Source organism: Pseudoalteromonas sp. SR44-2, assembly GCF_014163745.1.
GTDB lineage: Bacteria > Pseudomonadota > Gammaproteobacteria > Enterobacterales > Alteromonadaceae > Pseudoalteromonas > Pseudoalteromonas distincta.
In genome coordinates, this window is sequence record NZ_JACJDW010000052.1 from 1 (window position 1) to 17,527 (window position 17,527).

At 41.1% G+C, this 17,527-nt stretch carries 13 protein-coding genes and 5 tRNA genes; 17 read left to right on the forward strand and 1 reads right to left on the reverse strand.

Going from position 1 to position 17,527, the window contains the following annotated elements:
* Nucleotides 1–345 precede the first annotated feature (345 nt).
* Nucleotides 346–867: a flavodoxin FldB gene (fldB, locus tag H5115_RS19115; RefSeq protein WP_007583764.1), complete on the reverse strand. Its 522-nt coding sequence runs from the start codon at nt 865–867 to the stop codon at nt 346–348.
* A gap of 94 nt (nt 868–961) precedes the next feature.
* On the opposite strand from fldB, the gene xerD reads away from it, so the two are divergent.
* From xerD to H5115_RS19200, 17 genes are all read left to right on the forward strand, one after another.
* A complete protein-coding gene (xerD, locus tag H5115_RS19120; protein WP_002961416.1) occupies nt 962–1,888 on the forward strand; it encodes a site-specific tyrosine recombinase XerD in 927 nt (308 codons plus the stop codon).
* A 63-nt stretch (nt 1,889–1,951) separates the two neighbouring features.
* Nucleotides 1,952–2,680 carry a bifunctional protein-disulfide isomerase/oxidoreductase DsbC gene (gene dsbC / locus H5115_RS19125; RefSeq protein WP_002961417.1) on the forward strand — a complete coding sequence of 243 codons (729 nt, stop codon included), beginning with the start codon at nt 1,952–1,954 and terminating at the stop codon, nt 2,678–2,680.
* 78 nt (nt 2,681–2,758) lie between these two features.
* Complete coding sequence (gene recJ, locus H5115_RS19130) at nt 2,759–4,480, forward strand: single-stranded-DNA-specific exonuclease RecJ (RefSeq protein ID WP_182756830.1); 1,722 nt, start codon at nt 2,759–2,761, stop codon at nt 4,478–4,480.
* A 144-nt stretch (nt 4,481–4,624) separates the two neighbouring features.
* Nucleotides 4,625–5,723, forward strand: a protein-coding gene (gene prfB / locus H5115_RS19135) for a peptide chain release factor 2 (protein WP_100218355.1) whose coding sequence is annotated in 2 segments (ribosomal slippage) — nt 4,625–4,699 and nt 4,701–5,723 — 1,098 coding nt in all. Because the reading frame shifts where the segments join, the coding sequence is not laid out codon by codon here.
* 26 nt (nt 5,724–5,749) lie between these two features.
* Nucleotides 5,750–7,285 carry a lysine--tRNA ligase gene (gene lysS, locus H5115_RS19140; RefSeq protein ID WP_002961420.1) on the forward strand — a complete coding sequence of 512 codons (1,536 nt, stop codon included), beginning with the start codon at nt 5,750–5,752 and terminating at the stop codon, nt 7,283–7,285.
* Nucleotides 7,286–7,607: 322 nt separating this feature from the next.
* Nucleotides 7,608–7,790 carry a hypothetical protein gene (locus tag H5115_RS19145; RefSeq protein WP_182756832.1) on the forward strand — a complete coding sequence of 61 codons (183 nt, stop codon included), beginning with the start codon at nt 7,608–7,610 and terminating at the stop codon, nt 7,788–7,790.
* A gap of 128 nt (nt 7,791–7,918) precedes the next feature.
* Nucleotides 7,919–8,011: transfer RNA gene (locus H5115_RS19150), tRNA-Ser, on the forward strand.
* A 37-nt stretch (nt 8,012–8,048) separates the two neighbouring features.
* Nucleotides 8,049–8,125: transfer RNA gene (locus H5115_RS19155), tRNA-Arg, on the forward strand.
* Between the two features lie 73 nt (nt 8,126–8,198).
* Nucleotides 8,199–8,275: transfer RNA gene (locus H5115_RS19160), tRNA-Arg, on the forward strand.
* Nucleotides 8,276–8,326: 51 nt separating this feature from the next.
* Nucleotides 8,327–8,403 (forward strand) — tRNA-Arg (locus H5115_RS19165).
* A 115-nt stretch (nt 8,404–8,518) separates the two neighbouring features.
* Nucleotides 8,519–8,595: transfer RNA gene (locus H5115_RS19170), tRNA-Arg, on the forward strand.
* Nucleotides 8,596–9,071: 476 nt separating this feature from the next.
* Nucleotides 9,072–10,247, forward strand: a complete 1,176-nt coding sequence (locus tag H5115_RS19175; protein WP_182756834.1) for an exo-beta-N-acetylmuramidase NamZ domain-containing protein — start codon at nt 9,072–9,074, stop codon at nt 10,245–10,247.
* Nucleotides 10,248–10,256: 9 nt separating this feature from the next.
* On the forward strand, nt 10,257–11,915 hold the full coding sequence (gene pbp4b / locus H5115_RS19180; protein ID WP_182756836.1) for a penicillin binding protein PBP4B: 1,659 nt from the start codon (nt 10,257–10,259) through the stop codon (nt 11,913–11,915).
* 191 nt (nt 11,916–12,106) lie between these two features.
* Nucleotides 12,107–13,483 carry a Na+/H+ antiporter NhaC family protein gene (locus H5115_RS19185; RefSeq protein ID WP_149606911.1) on the forward strand — a complete coding sequence of 459 codons (1,377 nt, stop codon included), beginning with the start codon at nt 12,107–12,109 and terminating at the stop codon, nt 13,481–13,483.
* Nucleotides 13,484–13,558: 75 nt separating this feature from the next.
* The gene (locus H5115_RS19190) at nt 13,559–14,425 is read left to right on the forward strand and encodes a hypothetical protein (protein WP_182756838.1); all 867 of its coding nucleotides are present in this window, start codon (nt 13,559–13,561) and stop codon (nt 14,423–14,425) included.
* Nucleotides 14,426–14,627: 202 nt separating this feature from the next.
* Entirely contained in the window at nt 14,628–15,335 is a 708-nt protein-coding gene (locus H5115_RS19195) for a hypothetical protein (RefSeq protein ID WP_182671504.1), read from the forward strand.
* A gap of 278 nt (nt 15,336–15,613) precedes the next feature.
* Nucleotides 15,614–17,356 carry a potassium/proton antiporter gene (locus tag H5115_RS19200; protein ID WP_182756840.1) on the forward strand — a complete coding sequence of 581 codons (1,743 nt, stop codon included), beginning with the start codon at nt 15,614–15,616 and terminating at the stop codon, nt 17,354–17,356.
* Nucleotides 17,357–17,527: the final 171 nt, after the last annotated feature.

A 17,527-nucleotide genomic window follows, 5' to 3' on the forward strand; every position in this document is an offset into this window, starting at 1 on the left:
GTTCAAACTAGGGGCTATTTAATCGCGGCGCGAGATTTGTAACCTAGTGGGCTAAGTAAAAACCGAGCAAAGCTTCCGCGTCCTGCTCACGCCCCTTACCTACATCCATGTAGGCAACAAAGAGTTGATCGCCCCTAGGAAGAACCCTTTGGGCAGCGCCTGTTTGGCATTAATGCTACGTTATCGCCCATTTATGGGGAATAACCACACTGCATAGGCTCTGCCTTGCCTAAAGACCAAACAGACTGCTGCAAATTTAACCTCAAAAGATCAACAGACCTTAGTTAAAAAGCCCGCAACTAAACTAGTTGCGGGCTTTTTGCTTTTTATTTATTAGCTTATTAATTAAAGCGTTTCGCCGTATTCAGTCATTACCTGTTCAACCCATGTTGCAATGCGGTCGTCGCTTAGCTCGTATTGACTGTCTTCGTCGAGCGCGAGTCCTACAAACTGTTTACCATCAGGCGTTAATGCTTTTGAAGCTTCAAACTCGTAACTACTGTCGTTTGGCCAAAAACCAAGTTGAGTAAATGTTTGCGTATTTATTTCGTCGTGTAGCATGCCTAGCGCATCTTGAAACCACTGCCCGTAACCTTGTTGATCGCCCATGCCAAATAAAGCAATGGTTTTACCGTTTAGGTTTACGTCGGCTATGTCGTCCCACTTTGACTCCCAGTCTTCTTGTATTTCACCAAAATCCCATGTTGAAATACCAAAGATGATAAAGTCGTACTGCTCTGCATTTTTTAGTGGCTCGTCTTTAATATTGTGTAGGGTAACTATATCGGCCCCAATAATGTCGCGAATCTTTTCTGCTGCCATTTCGGTGTAGCACGTAGTAGAACCAAAAAATAAACCAATTTGCATCGTATTTATCACTGTGTAATTGCCTGATATGATAGGCTCAAGTTTACCGTAAGGTATTTTTAATTGATACCTTAGCAAAGCATGAGAGCATAATGTGACAACGCTATCTGACGATTCTTTTGAAAATAACAGCAGTATGAGCAGTAATAGCGACTACCTAGAAACCTTTTTAGATAGCCTGTACTTAGAACAAGGCGTAAGCGAAAATACATTAAGTGCTTATCGCAGTGATTTAGATAAGTTTTGCCTATTTTTAAAGGGCGAAAATTTAATGACGGTAACGGGGCTAGACATAGAAAGCTACTTAGCCCATCGAGTTGATTTAGGTTTAAAACCACGCAGTACAGCACGTAGCATTAGTGCGCTAAAGCGTTTTTATCAGTACTTTGTGCGCGAAAAAATAATTAGTGATTCGCCCATGCTAAACATTGCTCAACCAAAAGCCGGACAGTCGTTACCTAAAACACTCTCAGAAGCTGAAGTTGAGGCATTGTTAAATGCGCCCAACACAGAAGAAGCGATGGGGCTGCGCGACAAAGCCATGCTAGAGCTACTTTATGCAACGGGGTTGCGTGTAAGTGAGCTTGTTGGGCTTCGTATGGAGCAAATTAATTTGCGCCAAGCGGTTGTGTTTGTAAAAGGCAAGGGTAACAAAGAGCGCTTAGTGCCATTGGGTGAAGAAGCCATGTATTGGCTGGAGCAATTTTTAAAGGGTGGGCGTGCACAAATGATAAAACACGCCACTGATTTTGTGTTCCCATCTAAGCGTGGAGTAGGCATGACGCGACAAACCTTTTGGCATAGAATTAAACACTATGCTATTTTGGCATCAGTTGAGTCTCCATTATCGCCCCATACCATGCGCCATGCTTTTGCTACGCACTTATTAAATCATGGGGCAGATTTACGTGTGGTACAAATGATGTTGGGCCATAGCGATTTATCAACGACGCAAATTTATACCCATGTTGCCAATGAACGGTTAAAGTCGGTACACGCAGAGCATCATCCGCGAGCGTAAGTTTGAAAGTAAATATTATTAAGCCGGTCAATATATTAAGTATTTTTAGGATAGAGAGAAGTTATGAAAAAATTAATGTTAGCAGGTGCCATGTTGTGCACAAGTATTAGTGCATTTGCAAATGGCGTTGCTGTAACACCAGATGCTAATGATCCTATTATTACTAAATTTGCCGAGCTTGGTGTAACTGTAAAGCAAATTAACCCAAGCCCAGTAGCGGGTTTAAAAGAGTTGATCACTAATAAGGGCGTGCTTTACGCAAGTCCAGATGGTCAATTTTTAATGCAAGGTACGTTAATCGATTTAAATAATCGTAACAACTTAACAGAGCAAGCATTAAACGGCGTGCGTGTTGAGGGCATTAAAGAATACGAAGACTCGATGATTGTGTACAAAGCACCAAACGAAAAACACAGTATTACTGTATTTACCGACATTAGCTGTGGTTACTGTCGTAAATTACATCGCGAGTTAGACGATTTACTTGATGCGGGTATTACCGTTAAGTACCTTGCGTTTCCACGTGGTGGCTTACAAGGTTCAGGCTACGCCGATTTAATGAACGTATGGTGTGCACGCGATCAGCAAGAAGCACTAACAGAAGCTAAGTCGGGTACAAGCACTAAAGTAGTTGCAGGCTGTAGCGCACCGGTTGCAGAGCATTATCAGCTTGGTCAAAGCTTTGGTATTAGCGGCACACCTGCCATTATTTTAGAAGATGGTACGATGATCCCAGGTTACCAGCCAGCAGCAGCACTAAAAGCAGCATTAGATGCTAACAAAGCGTCGTAATACGTTTTATAGCTAATAAAAAGGCCTTAATGGCCTTTTTTTGTCTTTTTAATACGACCCAATAAGTTAAAACTCTGCATGAAAAAACTAATCATTGCGCGTGAAAACGTTGACGACTCGCATCTACCGAGTAATTTACACCCTGTAATTAAACAAATTTATGCTAACCGCAATGTATTTAATGCCGACGAGCTAAATAACAGCGTAGCTACGCTTCACGACTTTAAATTGTTTAAAGATATCGACAAAGCCAGCGATTTACTAATTGAGGCATTAAAGACGCAAAGCCAAATATTAATAGTCGGCGATTTTGATGCTGATGGCGCAACAAGCACTGCAACATTAATGCAAGGCCTTGAGATGTTTGGCTTTAAGCATTTAGATTACTTAATTCCTGACCGGTTTAGCTTAGGTTATGGTTTAAGCCCCGCACTTGCAGAGCAAATAGTACAAATAAAGCCTGATTTAGTGATCACCGTAGATAACGGCATATCGTGTATTGCTGGTATTGATACTTTAAAAGCGGTTGGTATAAAAGTGCTGGTAACAGATCACCACTTACAAGGTGAGCAGCTGCCAAATGCCGATGCAATAGTAAATCCAAATAGGCACGAATGTAACTTCCCGTCTAAATCTATAGCAGGCGTTGGCGTTGCTTTTTACTTACTAATAGCACTGAGAAGCGTAATGCGAGACCTTGGTTATTTTGAGCAGCAACCGCCGCCTAATTTAGCTAACTTGCTCGACATTGTAGCGCTTGGTACGGTTGCTGACGTGGTCGCACTTGATGCAAATAATCGCACCTTAGTACATCAAGGTTTAGCACGTATTCGCAGTGGTAAAACACGCCCAGGCATTACCGCGCTTATTGAAGTGGCTAACCGCAATGCTGCGCGCTTAAGCGCAAGCGACTTTGGCTTTTCACTTGCGCCGCGTTTAAATGCTGCAGGGCGATTAGACGACATGAGTTTGGGTATAGCATGCTTACTTAGCACCGATATAAACCAAGCACGTAGTATTGCCAGCGAGCTCGATAGCTTAAACTTTGCAAGGCGCGAAATAGAACAAGGCATGCAAGCCGAGGCGCAAGCCGTGCTTGATAGACTCGCATTTAGCGACGATAACGTCCCTGATGCAATCTGCTTGTTTCAAGACGATTGGCACCAAGGTGTTATTGGTATTTTGGCTGGTCGCTTAAAAGAAAAGTACCACCGACCAACCGTTATATTTGCTGGTGGCGAAAATGGTGAAATAAAAGGTTCGTGCCGCTCTATAGAAGGGTTGCACATGCGCGACTTACTCGAAGGGCTTAATACTGCTGAGCCACACTTAATTAATAAATTTGGTGGCCACGCAATGGCCGCTGGTTTAAGTATTAATGAGCAACACTTTAACGACTTTAAAAAGGCATTTGATGCTGCAGTGAGTGCGCAACTGAGTGCAGAAAGTAAGCGCTGTATTGTATTTACCGACGGTGAGCTGCCAAACGACTGCTTTACGATGGAGTTTGCTCAGCTATTAAAGCAATCGGGCCCGTGGGGGCAGCAATTTCCTGAGCCGGTGTTTGAGCACACATTTGAAGTAATACAGCAGCGCATAGTCGGCGAAAAGCACTTAAAACTTGTATTAAAGCATCAATCAGGGCGATTAGTTGACGCCATTGCCTTTGGTATTGATGTAAAAGAATGGCCCGACACAGAAGCGAAGTTTGTAAAAGTAGCCTATCAACTCGATATAAATGAGTTTAGAGGTAAATTTACGCTGCAATTAATAGTTAGAGAGCTTGAAAAAGTGCACTAAAAAATATGCACAAATCATGCATAAAAGGCTAATAAAGCGCGCGGTTTTTTGTTAAAATCGGGCGTTTTTATCATTTGACGATAATTTGTTGCGAAAATCCCATGTAAAGGGGCGCAATTACCTAGCCATTTTGGAGTGATGTACATGTTTGAAGTGAATCCTGTGATTAACCAAATCAAGGAAATTCGCGAACGTACTGAATTGCTTCGGGGGTACCTTTGACTACGCTCTTAAACAAGAACGCCTAGAAGAAGTTAACGCCGAACTTGAAGATTCAGCCGTATGGAATGAGCCTGAACGCGCACAAGCGCTTGGCCGTGAAAAATCAGCATTAGAGGCTGTTGTTGAAACAATCGACAACCTTGTAGCCGGTACTGACGACGTTGAAGGTCTACTTGAACTTGCTGTAGAAGCCGAAGATCAAGATACCTTTGATGAAGCACAAAGCGAGCTTAGCGATCTAAACGAGCAGTTAGAAGGTTTAGAGTTTCGTCGTATGTTTTCAGGTCCTCATGACTCAAACGATGCGTACCTTGATTTACAATCGGGTTCTGGCGGCACTGAAGCACAAGACTGGTGTAACATTTTACTTCGTATGTATTTACGTTGGGGCGAGGCTAAAGGCTTTAAAGTTGAGCTAGTTGAAGCAACCGACGGTGATGTTGCCGGTATTAAAGGCGCAACAGTTCGCTTTGTTGGCGAATACGCTTACGGTTGGTTACGTACAGAAACAGGCGTTCACCGTTTAGTGCGTAAAAGCCCGTTTGACTCAAGTGGTCGTCGTCATACCTCATTTGCTTCTGCGTTTGTATACCCAGAGATTGACGATAATATTGAAATTGATATTAATCCGTCAGACCTACGTATAGACGTTTACCGTGCATCAGGCGCGGGTGGTCAGCACGTTAACACCACCGAATCGGCGGTTCGTATTACTCACGTACCAACAAATACCGTAGTGCAGTGTCAAAACGAGCGTTCACAGCATAAAAATAAAGCCCAAGCGATGAAGCAGTTAAAAGCTAAATTATTTGAGCTTGAGCTACAGCAGCAAAATGCTGAAAAACAAACGCAAGAAGACGCTAAATCTGATATAGGTTGGGGTAGCCAAATACGTTCATACGTACTTGATGACGCACGTATTAAAGATTTACGTACAGGCGTTGAAAACCGCAATACCCAATCGGTACTTGACGGTAACTTAGATAAATTTATTGAAGCCAGCCTTAAATCTGGCCTATAACCACCAAGCTAATAAAGAGCTAAAAAATGACTGATAAAATCCAAGACGAAAACAAGTTAATCGCTGAGCGTCGCGGCAAGTTAGACGCGATACGCGAAAATTGCCCAGCCAACGGTCATCCAAACCAATTCCGTCGTGAGCATTACACGGCTGATTTGCAAGCCCAGTTTGGTGATAAGAGCAAAGAAGAATTAGTTGAACTACAAGAAGTTGTGTCTATTGCTGGACGTATTTTAGCAAAGCGTGGGCCGTTTTTTGTAATTCAAGACATGAAAGGTCGCGTACAAGCGTATGCATCTAAAGATGTTCAAAAAGACCTTAAAGAAAAATATGGTCAGCTAGACACTGGCGATATTATAGGTGTTAAAGGCGCGTTAAATAAATCGGGTAAAGGCGATTTATACGTAGAAATGACTGAGTATCAATTACTAACTAAGTCACTTCGCCCGTTACCTGAAAAATTCCATGGCTTATCAGATCAAGAAACAAAGTACCGCCAACGTTATGTTGACTTAATTACTAACGAAGCAACGCGCGAAACATTCCGCATTCGCTCACAAGTAGTTGAAGGTATTCGTCGCTTTTTAGCAGACCGTGACTTTATGGAAGTAGAAACACCTATGCTACAGGTTATACCTGGTGGTGCATCTGCGCGTCCGTTTGTGACTCACCATAACGCGCTTGATATCGACATGTACCTACGTATAGCGCCAGAGCTTTACTTAAAGCGCTTAGTGGTAGGTGGTTTTGATCGTGTATTTGAAATTAACCGTAACTTCCGTAACGAAGGGTTATCTACACGTCACAACCCAGAATTTACAATGATTGAATTTTACCAAGCATACGCTGATTACATCGACCTGATGAACATCACCGAAGACATGCTACGTACTGTTGCAGAAAACGTACTAGGTAGTGCAATTGTAGTTAATACAACTAAGGACGAAAACGGCGAAGTTATCGATTCAGTTGAATACGACTTTGGCCAACCGTTTACACGTTTAAGTATGGCGGATGCTATCTTAAAATATAACCCTGAGTTTGATGCTGCGGTATTTAATGACCCAGAAAACCACTTTGAAGAGTTAAAAGCGTACGCTAAACAAGTGCACGTTAAAATTCCTGAAAACTGTGTTTGGGGTCCAGGTAAGTTTCTTTGTGAAATATTTGAAGAAACAGCAGAGCACATGCTTATTCAACCTACGTTTATTACTGGTTACCCGTGGGAAGTATCACCACTTGCACGCCGTAACGACGAAAACCCATTTGTTACCGACCGTTTTGAGTTTTTTGTTGGCGGCCGTGAACTTGCAAATGGTTTCTCTGAGCTTAATGATGCACAGGACCAAGCTGAGCGCTTTACTCGTCAAGTTGAAGAGAAAGACGCAGGCGATGATGAAGCAATGCACTACGACGAAGACTACATACGCGCACTAGAGTATGGTTTACCGCCAACGGCTGGTGAAGGTATTGGTATTGACCGTTTAGTTATGTTGTTTACTGATTCATCAACAATTAAAGACGTTATTTTGTTCCCACATATGCGTCCACAAGCTGACTAAGCTTTAGTAAAACAAAGTAAGTTAATAAACGCCGCTTAATAGCGGCGTTTTTTTTACTTATAATTAGTGTTTTAATTAATAAGTACTACACTAAAAATTAAAGGTAATTATTAGTGCTGATTAATGTGCAATTCAGCTTCACTAACTTATTGTTATTGGAAGTTTTTAATATTAAAACTAACAGTGCTATAACTTTTTAGTATGATTGTTTTTTAAACATATGTTGTGTTTGTACAAAGGTTTTAGCTAAAATACGCACGAAATTTACACTGCTGGTATTTAGCAGTTAAATATAGATTCTTAAAGGACTTAGAATAATAGTATGAAAGACAAACGAGTAGATGATTTATCAGAAGAATGCACATCAGAGCAAGAACGAAACGCTTACTACCGTGCTTGTATCGCTGAATTTCAACAATTAGGTTACCAAGAACAGTATTTGGCTGAGTTAACTGATGACTTAGTTCCCGTGCTAGGTGTTAATCCTTCAAATAAAAATACGTAACCCGCTTAAATTTCAAACTAATTACACTTTTAAACCAAGCATATGTGCAATCTATAACCATATAGTCGTTTTTGGTAGAAAAGTGTTTGACATATTTTCTGAAATCTTTATTATACGCCCCACAAGACGGAGAGGTGTCCGAGTGGCCGAAGGAGCTCCCCTGCTAAGGGAGTATAGAGTTTGTAGCTCTATCGAGGGTTCGAATCCCTCCCTCTCCACCATTTCTTTTAATGGCGTGTTTTGTAAATTTTAAAGTATGGGTGCATAGCTCAGCTGGATAGAGTACTCGGCTACGAACCGAGCGGTCGGAGGTTCGAATCCTCCTGCGCCCACCATACTTTAATAACTCGCTTAGAGTCTAAATAAGTAAAAGCTCTACTTAGAGTTAAAATAAGTAAACTATAAAGTGGGTGCATAGCTCAGCTGGATAGAGTACTCGGCTACGAACCGAGCGGTCGGAGGTTCGAATCCTCCTGCGCCCACCACTTTATAGACTCTCACTTAGAGTAAAAACAAGTAATAGTAAAAATGAAAGTGGGTGCATAGCTCAGCTGGATAGAGTACTCGGCTACGAACCGAGCGGTCGGAGGTTCGAATCCTCCTGCGCCCACCACTTTCATGTTTTCATACACTTTTAAGTGTAAGAAAAATAAGCCGATGGAAATCGGTTTTTTTATGCCTGAATTAATACGCTCTGCTTAGAGTTTAAATAAGCAATCTATGAAAGTGGGTGCATAGCTCAGCTGGATAGAGTACTCGGCTACGAACCGAGCGGTCGGAGGTTCGAATCCTCCTGCGCCCACCACTTTCATAAACAAGCCGACATTAAGTCGGTTTTTTTGTGCCTAAAATAAAGTGAAATAAAGTGAAGTGTAGCTTTAGGCGAATTGAGAACCAAGCAGTCGGAGGTTCACTCTTACAAGATACGTCCTGCGCCCACCACTTTCATAAACAAGCCGACATTAAGTCGGTTTTTTTGTGCCTAAAATAAAGTGAAGTGTAGGTTTAGGCGAATTGAGAACCAAGCAGTCGGAGGTTCACTCTTACAAGATACGTCCTGTGCCCACCACTTTCATAAACAAGCCGACATTAAGTCGGTTTTTTTGTGCCTAAAATAAAGTGAAATGTAAACTACCACTCCTGTAGCCGCAGAGCTTGCTCGCGTGAGAAGCGCCAGCTTCTAATCAGTTATCTAATCAAGCCCACTTAGCCCTTTTCTAAAGCTGCTCTTTATTATTACCTATGTTATTTTAAACGCCTTGTTTAAAAGGATATTGCAGTATGTTTAAAACCCTATTTATTACTTTATTTTTTATTTTTAGCGCCATTTTTATTGCAAGCGTGCAAGCCAACGAAGTTAATAACTCACTTGTGGTAGGTGCGCAGCAATATGCTAAATATTTACCGCAGTTAAAAAATAAACGTGTAGGGCTAGTAGTCAATCAAACATCAATGGTGGGGCAAACTCACTTAGTAGATGCGCTGCTGACAAAAAATATTAATATAACTAAAATTTTTGCACCTGAGCATGGCTTTCGTGGCGATCACGATGCGGGCGCCCATGTGAAAAATGCCGTTGATGGTAAAACAGGTATTCCACTTATTTCTATTTACGGTAAAAATAAAAAACCAAGCCAAGCTGCTTTAGCCGATGTTGATGTGATTATTTTTGATATTCAAGATGTGGGAGTGCGTTTTTATACCTACATAAGCTCTATGCACTACATGATGGAAGCCGCTTCAGAGCAGGGGATAGAATTTTTGGTGCTCGACAGGCCCAACCCAAATATTGCCTACGTTGATGGGCCAATATTAGAGCCAGAATTTAAATCGTTTGTAGGCATGCACTCAATTCCTGTTTTACACGGCATGACCGTTGGCGAACTTGCCAAAATGATCAAGGGCGAGGGCTGGATCAATAAAGCGACCGATTTAAAATTAACGATGATCCCTGTTGATCATTACACTCGCAAAAGTACTTACAGCTTGCCTGTAAAACCCAGCCCTAATTTGCCTAACGATCAGGCGATTGCACTCTACCCGTCGCTTTGCTTTTTTGAGGCAACGCCTATTAGCATTGGTAGAGGCACCGACTTTGCATTTCAAGTAATTGGCTATTCGCCAGTTGCATTAGGTGATTTTAATTTTACACCGCGCGCAATTAAAGGCGCTGCTTTAAACCCTAAATTTAAAGACCAAACCGTACAAGGGCTCGATTTAAGACAAACAAATACCACAGGCCTAAATTTAACTTACTTAATAAATGCGTACACGGAGCTTAGTAAAAACAACATCTCGTTTTTTGAGCGCGCTGACTTTATGGATAAACTAGCGGGTACTAATAAATTGCGCTTAGCTATTGAAGCAGGGCAATCAGAAGCGCAAATAAAACAAAGTTGGCAGGCGGGGCTTGCGCAATTTAAAGCGCAAAGAGCGCCTTACTTGTTATATAAATAAGGGCTAAGCATGTTTATTGCTGTAAAATATCAAAGGTGTGGTTATATCAAACAAGCATTTATAGCGGCATTGAGCTTTATTATTGTGGGTTGTAGTACACCACCTGAGCCTATTAGCTCGGTGCTACCACTTACAAAAAGCCAGCTTGTAGAGCTGCCTAATGCACAAGTGGTTGTAACGTTTCCTGAGGTAAATCCAAGTAGCCGGTTTTATGTAAATAACCGAGGAACGTTTAAAGCTTACAAAGGGCGGGGGCAATTATTAATACAAAACCACAACGCACAAAGCGCCGATATTTACATTAATAATAAAAAGCTCGACGTTAACCAACTAAGCGCCAACACCTTATACAATTACAGTTTGGCAAAAAATACTCACAACGGTGTTAATACCTTTAAAGTTGAAAATATTCTCCCTGCTGGCGCGAGTTTAACGCTGCGTTTTGCATTTCCTACTTTAAGCGATGAACCAAAAAAGCATATAGATTTTACTGAAGTAGACACATTAATTGAACGCGATGTTAAAGCAGGTTTTCCTGGGGCTGTATTGGCCGTTGTTAAAAATGGTGAGCTAATAAAATTAACCGCCTATGGCGATGCAAAGCAATATCAGCAAAGTGATTTAATGCTACTTCGCCCAGAGCCCATGCAAACTAATACCTTGTTTGATCTTGCCTCAAACACCAAAATATTTGCCACAAATTTTGCACTTATGAAATTAGTAAGCGAAGGGTTATTAAATATTAATAAACCCGTACAAAGCTACCTAAGCGAATATAAAGGTGAAGGGCGAGCAAAGCGCACAGTAAAAGACTTACTCACACACAGCGCTGGATACCCGCCAGTATTTGACTTTCATCGTAAAGATGGCAGCTACGGCGACGCGTTTTATTCGCAAAACAGTAAAACCACCAAACAGCTATTACTTACCAGCGTGCCTTTTAGTAGTAAATCATCTGGGCAGCATGTTTACTCAGATATTGATTACATGCTTTTAGGCGTACTCATTGAGCGCATAACTGGGCAGCCCCTTGACGAATACCTAGAGCAGCAAGTGTACGCGCCATTAAAATTAACTAACACGTTATTTAATCCACTTAAAAAAGGCTTTAAGCCGCAGCAATTTGCAGCCACTGAGCTTAGCGGCAACACACGAGACGGGCGCATTAAGTTTGATAATGTTCGAACTGGGGTTTTACAAGGCCAAGTGCATGATGAGCGCGCTTACTACTCACTTGATGGCGTAGCAGGGCATGCAGGGTTGTTTAGTAACGCTCACGACTTAGCAGTGCTTTGCCAGCTATTACTAAATAATGGCGGCTACGACGACCAACAATTATTTAGTGCAAGTGCCTTAGCGCAATTTTTAACGCCGCAATCAAGCGACGAAACCTACGGGCTTGGCTTTAGGCTTGCTGGTAACAACCAAGCAAGGCGCTGGCACTTTGGCCCTTATGCAAGCGCGCAGGCTTATGGGCACACAGGTTGGACGGGAACAGTGACCGTAATTGACCCCGCTTACGACTTGGCTATTGTTTTACTTACCAATGCTCGCCACAGTGCAATTAAAGGCTCGCAAAAACGTTACGAATTTACAGGTAAACAATTTGAAACCGCGCAGTACGGATCTGTGGTGTCGCTTATTTATGAAGCGCTACTAAATCAATAAGCTATCGTATAGGTTAAAACGTACTAACAGCATTACTCTAAGTGATTTATTTACAGGTGACTTGAGTAAGGCAATCCATTAAGCTAAGCGGTTTACAAATCTAAGCCAGTTTATGCTGCTAGGCTTAACAAATAAGCGATAAAACGCGTACAAAGCGAGAGTGGCTCGCTAATAATTAAGGTTAACTTTTTATGCATTGGTATTCTATTTTACCGCCGCTAATTGCGATTGCTATCGTGTTTTGGCGAAAAGAAGTGATTATGGCGCTACTTGTTGCTGTTGCTTCTTCTGAGTTTTTACTCGCCTTTCAGGGCGAAGGTAATAGCTTGTTTGACACTTTTTTAAATACCATTGAACGTATTATTTCGGTTGCCAGCTCGCCAGGTAATACACGCATATTAATATTTAGTATTTTAATTGGTGCACTGCTTGCCTACATTCGCGAATCTGGCGGCGTTGCAGCAACTGTTAATATGTTAATGAACAAAGGTATTGCAAAAAGTAAGCGCCAAGTGGGGTTTTTAACCATGTTTACCGGCATTGCAGTGTTTATAGAATCTAACTTGAGCGTACTTACCTCGGGTATTTTATCGCGTGGCTTATTCGACAAATTTAAAATGAGCCGAGCGCGTCTAGCGTACATTATTGATAGCACCAGTGCGCCAGTGTGTATTTTAATACTACTTAATGGCTGGGGTGCGTTTGTACTTGGTTTGTTAGGTAACTACGAGCTAGGTGAGTCGGCTGTATCGGTGTTGTGGGGCAGCGTTGGGTATAACTTTTACGCCATAATTACCCTTGCCATTGTTTTTTATACCATCGCGTTTGATAAAGTGCATGGCCCAATGAAAGAAGCCGAAGAAAAACTAGAGCTTCAAACAACTGACTTAAAAGAAGAAGTAAAAGGCTCTAAAGCGCGTTACATGTTAATCCCGCTTATTACGCTTATTACCAGCATGGTTGGCTTTATGTACTACACCGGTAATGGTGTATTAGCAGAGGGCAGCGGCTCTAAATCAGTATTATATGCAACGGTTTTAGCCATTGTTGTCGCTTACTTTTTAATGATTGGCTCACGTAAATTTACCCATCATCAATTAGTTGATACCGGTTTTAAAGGTATGGGCGAATTAATGCCACTGGTCGCCATTGTACTGCTTTCGCTTACACTTGGCGCAAGCTTAAAAGAATTGGGTACTGGCGTATTTGTAGCGTCGCTTGTTGGCGACTACCTACCTATTTACTTAATAGTACCTGTGCTGTTTTTAACCGGCGCAGTTATGTCGTTTACTACGGGTACATCGTGGGGCACGTTTGCTATATTAATCCCAATTGGTGTGCCACTTATTCAAGCGCTTGGTTTACCGCCATCGCTTGTGGTAGGTGCTATTTTGGGTGGTGGTATATTTGGCGATCACTGCTCGCCTATATCAGACACCAGCGCTGTATCTGCTATTGCATCAGGGTGTGACTTACTCACTCACGTTAAAACGCAGCTACCATATGCCTTATTTGGTGGCGGCCTTACGTTTTTAGCGTACTTAGTAACAAGCATTATTGTGTTATAAAAACGTGTTATAAAAATGCCTTGAAAGCCTGCAAATATGCAGGCTTTTTTAGGGCACAAAACAAAGATTGTTTAAATGAAAAATAAAGCTTTTGTCTTTTTTAGTTTTTTATTGTTTTTGAACGCATGCTCTTACCAAGAAAGTGCATCAGAACAAGCTAAGCGCTTAGGTAAAACATACCAACTAGATATCCGAGCTGGCGATACTCGTTTATTTTTTCCTGAACAATTTTTAGGAATTGGAGGCAAGCCACCTACGCTTGAAATGGAAAGCACTTCTTTGGAGGATTCTTCAGAGTCACTTGATGGCATTGAAACCGCGCTGGAGGTTTATCCTGAAGGCTTTGTTTCCAAATTTATTAATGCTATTTATATTTCAGGGCCTATGCTCATGGAGGGGGCTGAAGCGGGGGGAACATATTCAAGAAATTCTATAATATTATCAAATATCTCAAATAAGAACGGTACTAACTTCAATTATGAAAATTCTTTACGGGGAGTTCATCACGAGCTTAGTTCTTTAATTTATTTACGCTCCCCTTTTGTTAATCTTGCATGGCAAGGTCTTTTGCCTGAAAGTTGGAGTCCTGCTTCCTCGAATTATGAGGCTTTAACGCAAGATAGAAGTATAGGGCCTGATTATGAAAATGGATTTTTATCTACCTACGGTAAAACTAATGTTGAGAACGACTTTAATATTTTCGCCGAATTTGCTTTTTCTGAGCCTGAAAAGCTACGAGACCTTGCTGCTAAGTATCCAACTATAGCTAAAAAGCTGAGTTTATTTATTACTGCATATAAGCAGGTTTTTCCTGAGTATCGGCAGAGCTTCGAAGAGTATTTCACTAATACGGGTTTAAGCGACGCTGCTATAAAACCTGATAATGTAGAGATTACAATCCACAGTGATTTTAGTAATATTAAGCCTCAAATAATTCACTAAGTAAACTTAGTAAAGGGCTTATGTTTTACATATAGCCATGGTTCATACTTAAGATATTCCTCTGTTAAAGAAGCATAAATCGAATACTCTGAAGCAGCTTTTTATGTACCTTGAATCATTGTAATAATAACTTGTCAGGATTTCTCTACGTAACTTTAAATGATATGATTTCACCAATTAAATAATAAATAAGGACATTTTTATGGATATTATGATTGGTCAGCAAGCTCTTAAAAAGAAAAATCAGCTAACTCAGTTATCAGAGCGAGCAATCGGTCGAGACTTCAAAGAGCAAGCAGCATTAGCTATACAAATGACACAATGTAGTGCAGCTGTTTATAGAAGGTTACAGCGCACTTACAAATCAACTGTAACGCCACGAGATGAAAAAAGAGTTAAAGCCGGTGGCTTAAGTACACAATCAGTTACTTTTTCAACAAGTAATAGTAGCCAAAAATCTTTTAATAGCTTACTTCCTGCAATGCGTGGAAGGGCTGCCCCCACAAACACTTCAAAAACGTCAAATGATGTTGCAGTTGCCTCTAATCAGCCACAAGCAGTTAGCTTATTAGCTTTGTTACACCCAGTTATAAGCGGCGACATAATGAAAACGGGTAATGCTGTCGAAAAAACAGCGACTATATTAGGGTTAGTAACAACGACTGTTGGTTTTGTAGTTCCTGCCGGTGGAGCCGTATCATCAATTGTTAGTTGGGTAGGAAGTGGTGCTACGTATTCAGGTTTCTCAATGTCAAGAATTCGTCCTGATGCCCCAGACCGCGCTTATCACCAACTAACAAATTATATTTCATGGTTAGCTGCTTGGAATAAAAAAGCCTGTGAACTAATTGATATAGCAGATCCAAACGGACAATGGACGTTTCGAGATATTGAGCACGGATTTTCATAAGAATTAGGATTATTAATAATAGTTTTAAATATTTCGTATATCTTGTCATTGCTTAAATAGTCAAAAGCCTGCTTATTGCAGGCTTTTTTGTTTTTTAATTAAGACCGAGGCTAGTAATACCAAGCTTAACGACGCTCTAGCTATTAAATAAACAATTTAAATATAGACTTAAGTATCCGTATTTATATTTTTTAGGTTATTGTATAGCATGAGCTTTAAGCTTTTTGGTAGCTATAAATTCTTACTTTTTAACTCATATAAGGCTGTAAACCCACACTATGTTTGTAATTGATAATATCATTCTCGTTAGTGCCATTTTAATTTTACTTGGAGTGATCTCGAGCAAGTTATCTGCACGCGTTGGCTTACCGGTGCTGGTGCTATTTTTACTTGTAGGCATGCTCGCAGGTGAAGATGGTATTGCAGGTATTTCATTCGACAACGCAGAGGCCGCACATGCTCTGGGTACTCTCGCGCTTGCTATTATTCTATTTGATGGTGGCTTACAAACGCCCACCAGTTCAATTAAACAAGTGTGGAAACCCGCGTCTGCTTTAGCAACCATCGGTGTGTTATTTACCGCTGTAATTACAGGCCTTGTGGCCACTTATATTTTAGACCTACCCATATTACAAGGTGTATTACTGGGCGCCATTGTTGGCTCTACAGATGCTGCAGCCGTGTTTGCACTTTTACGAAGTGCGGGCATTCACTTAAATAAAAAGCTTAAATCGACCCTTGAAATAGAAAGTGCCTCGAACGATCCAATGGCTATTTTTCTAACGGTTGGTTTGCTCGAAATGCTCGTTAATGACATGCCAGTAGGGCTGGGTTTACTACAGTTATTTGCTCAACAAATGGGTGTTGGCGCTATTTGTGGTCTTTTAATTGGTAAAATATCGGTTTGGTTTATTAATCGAATTAAACTAAATGCATCGGGTTTGTATTTAGTGATGGTAACCGCATTTGGACTGCTTTCATTTGGCCTTTCTGCAACGCTCGGCGGCAGTGGATTTTTAGCTGTATTTATAACGGGTGTTATTTTAGGTAACAGTAAATTTGTATATAAGCGCGGTATTTTTCTGTTTCATGACGGCTTAGCATGGCTTGGGCAAATAACCATGTTTGTTGTATTAGGCCTCCTTATTAATCCGTCGTCGTTGGTTGATGTATGGTTAGAAGGACTGCTTATTGCATTGGCACTCATTTTTGTTGCTCGCCCATTAGCTGTAGCGCCTATTTTAAAACTGTTTGGCTTTAATAATCGCGAAACCTTGTTTGTATCTTGGGTTGGCCTTAGAGGCTCAGTGCCCATTATTTTAGCTATATTCCCATTACTATTTGGCCTTTCAGGGGCAGAACTTATTTTTAATGTCGTTTTTTTCGTGGTATTAATTTCAGCCACGTTACAGGGCTCAACAATGCCGTGGATGGCTAAAAAACTAAATTTAGTAGAGCCGCCACCTGATTTGGCTGCTGCAACGCTCGAAATCACAGCACTAAACGATATTGATATAGAAATTGTAGAATACACCTTAAGTGATGTTTCTCGGGTTTCTGGGCGCAGTTTGTCACATGCTGCACTTCCTGAAAGTGTAGTTGTTGCCATGATCACACGGGGTCCGTCAATCATCCCGCCACGGGGTTCAACTAAGTTAAAGGCAAACGATCACTTATTTGTTGTTTTAAAACCAGATAACAGACCTTTTGTTGATTTAGTTTTTACAGCAACCGATAAAACAAACCACCAAGATAGCCACTTAGCCCACAACGAACTTAAAGTGAAAGGGGTAACGTTGGTAGGCGATATATTTTACTCTTATCACATGCAAATAGACGCGCCAGAAGAGATAAGCTTGGAAGAAGTGATCAACCAAAAGCTTTCAGAAGAAGTCAGTAAAGGCGATATTGTTGTTATTGGCAATGTGCAAATACGCGTTATAACAATGGTGCATACACGCATAGTTACCATTGGCTTAAAGTATTTAAACAATCCAGAAAAGCGACTTTTGAAGAAGTAATTATCAACAGAGGTTTATTAAGTGGTGACAGCACTTTTATAGCTAAGTAGATACCATCTCTTCTAATCAGCCTCAAGCTTTCTTTAAATTGCTTGGGGCTGATATTCAGTTTGATTCTTCACAACACCAAAACAGATATGTGTCAGCTTTCTCATTGCAGCACCAATTGCC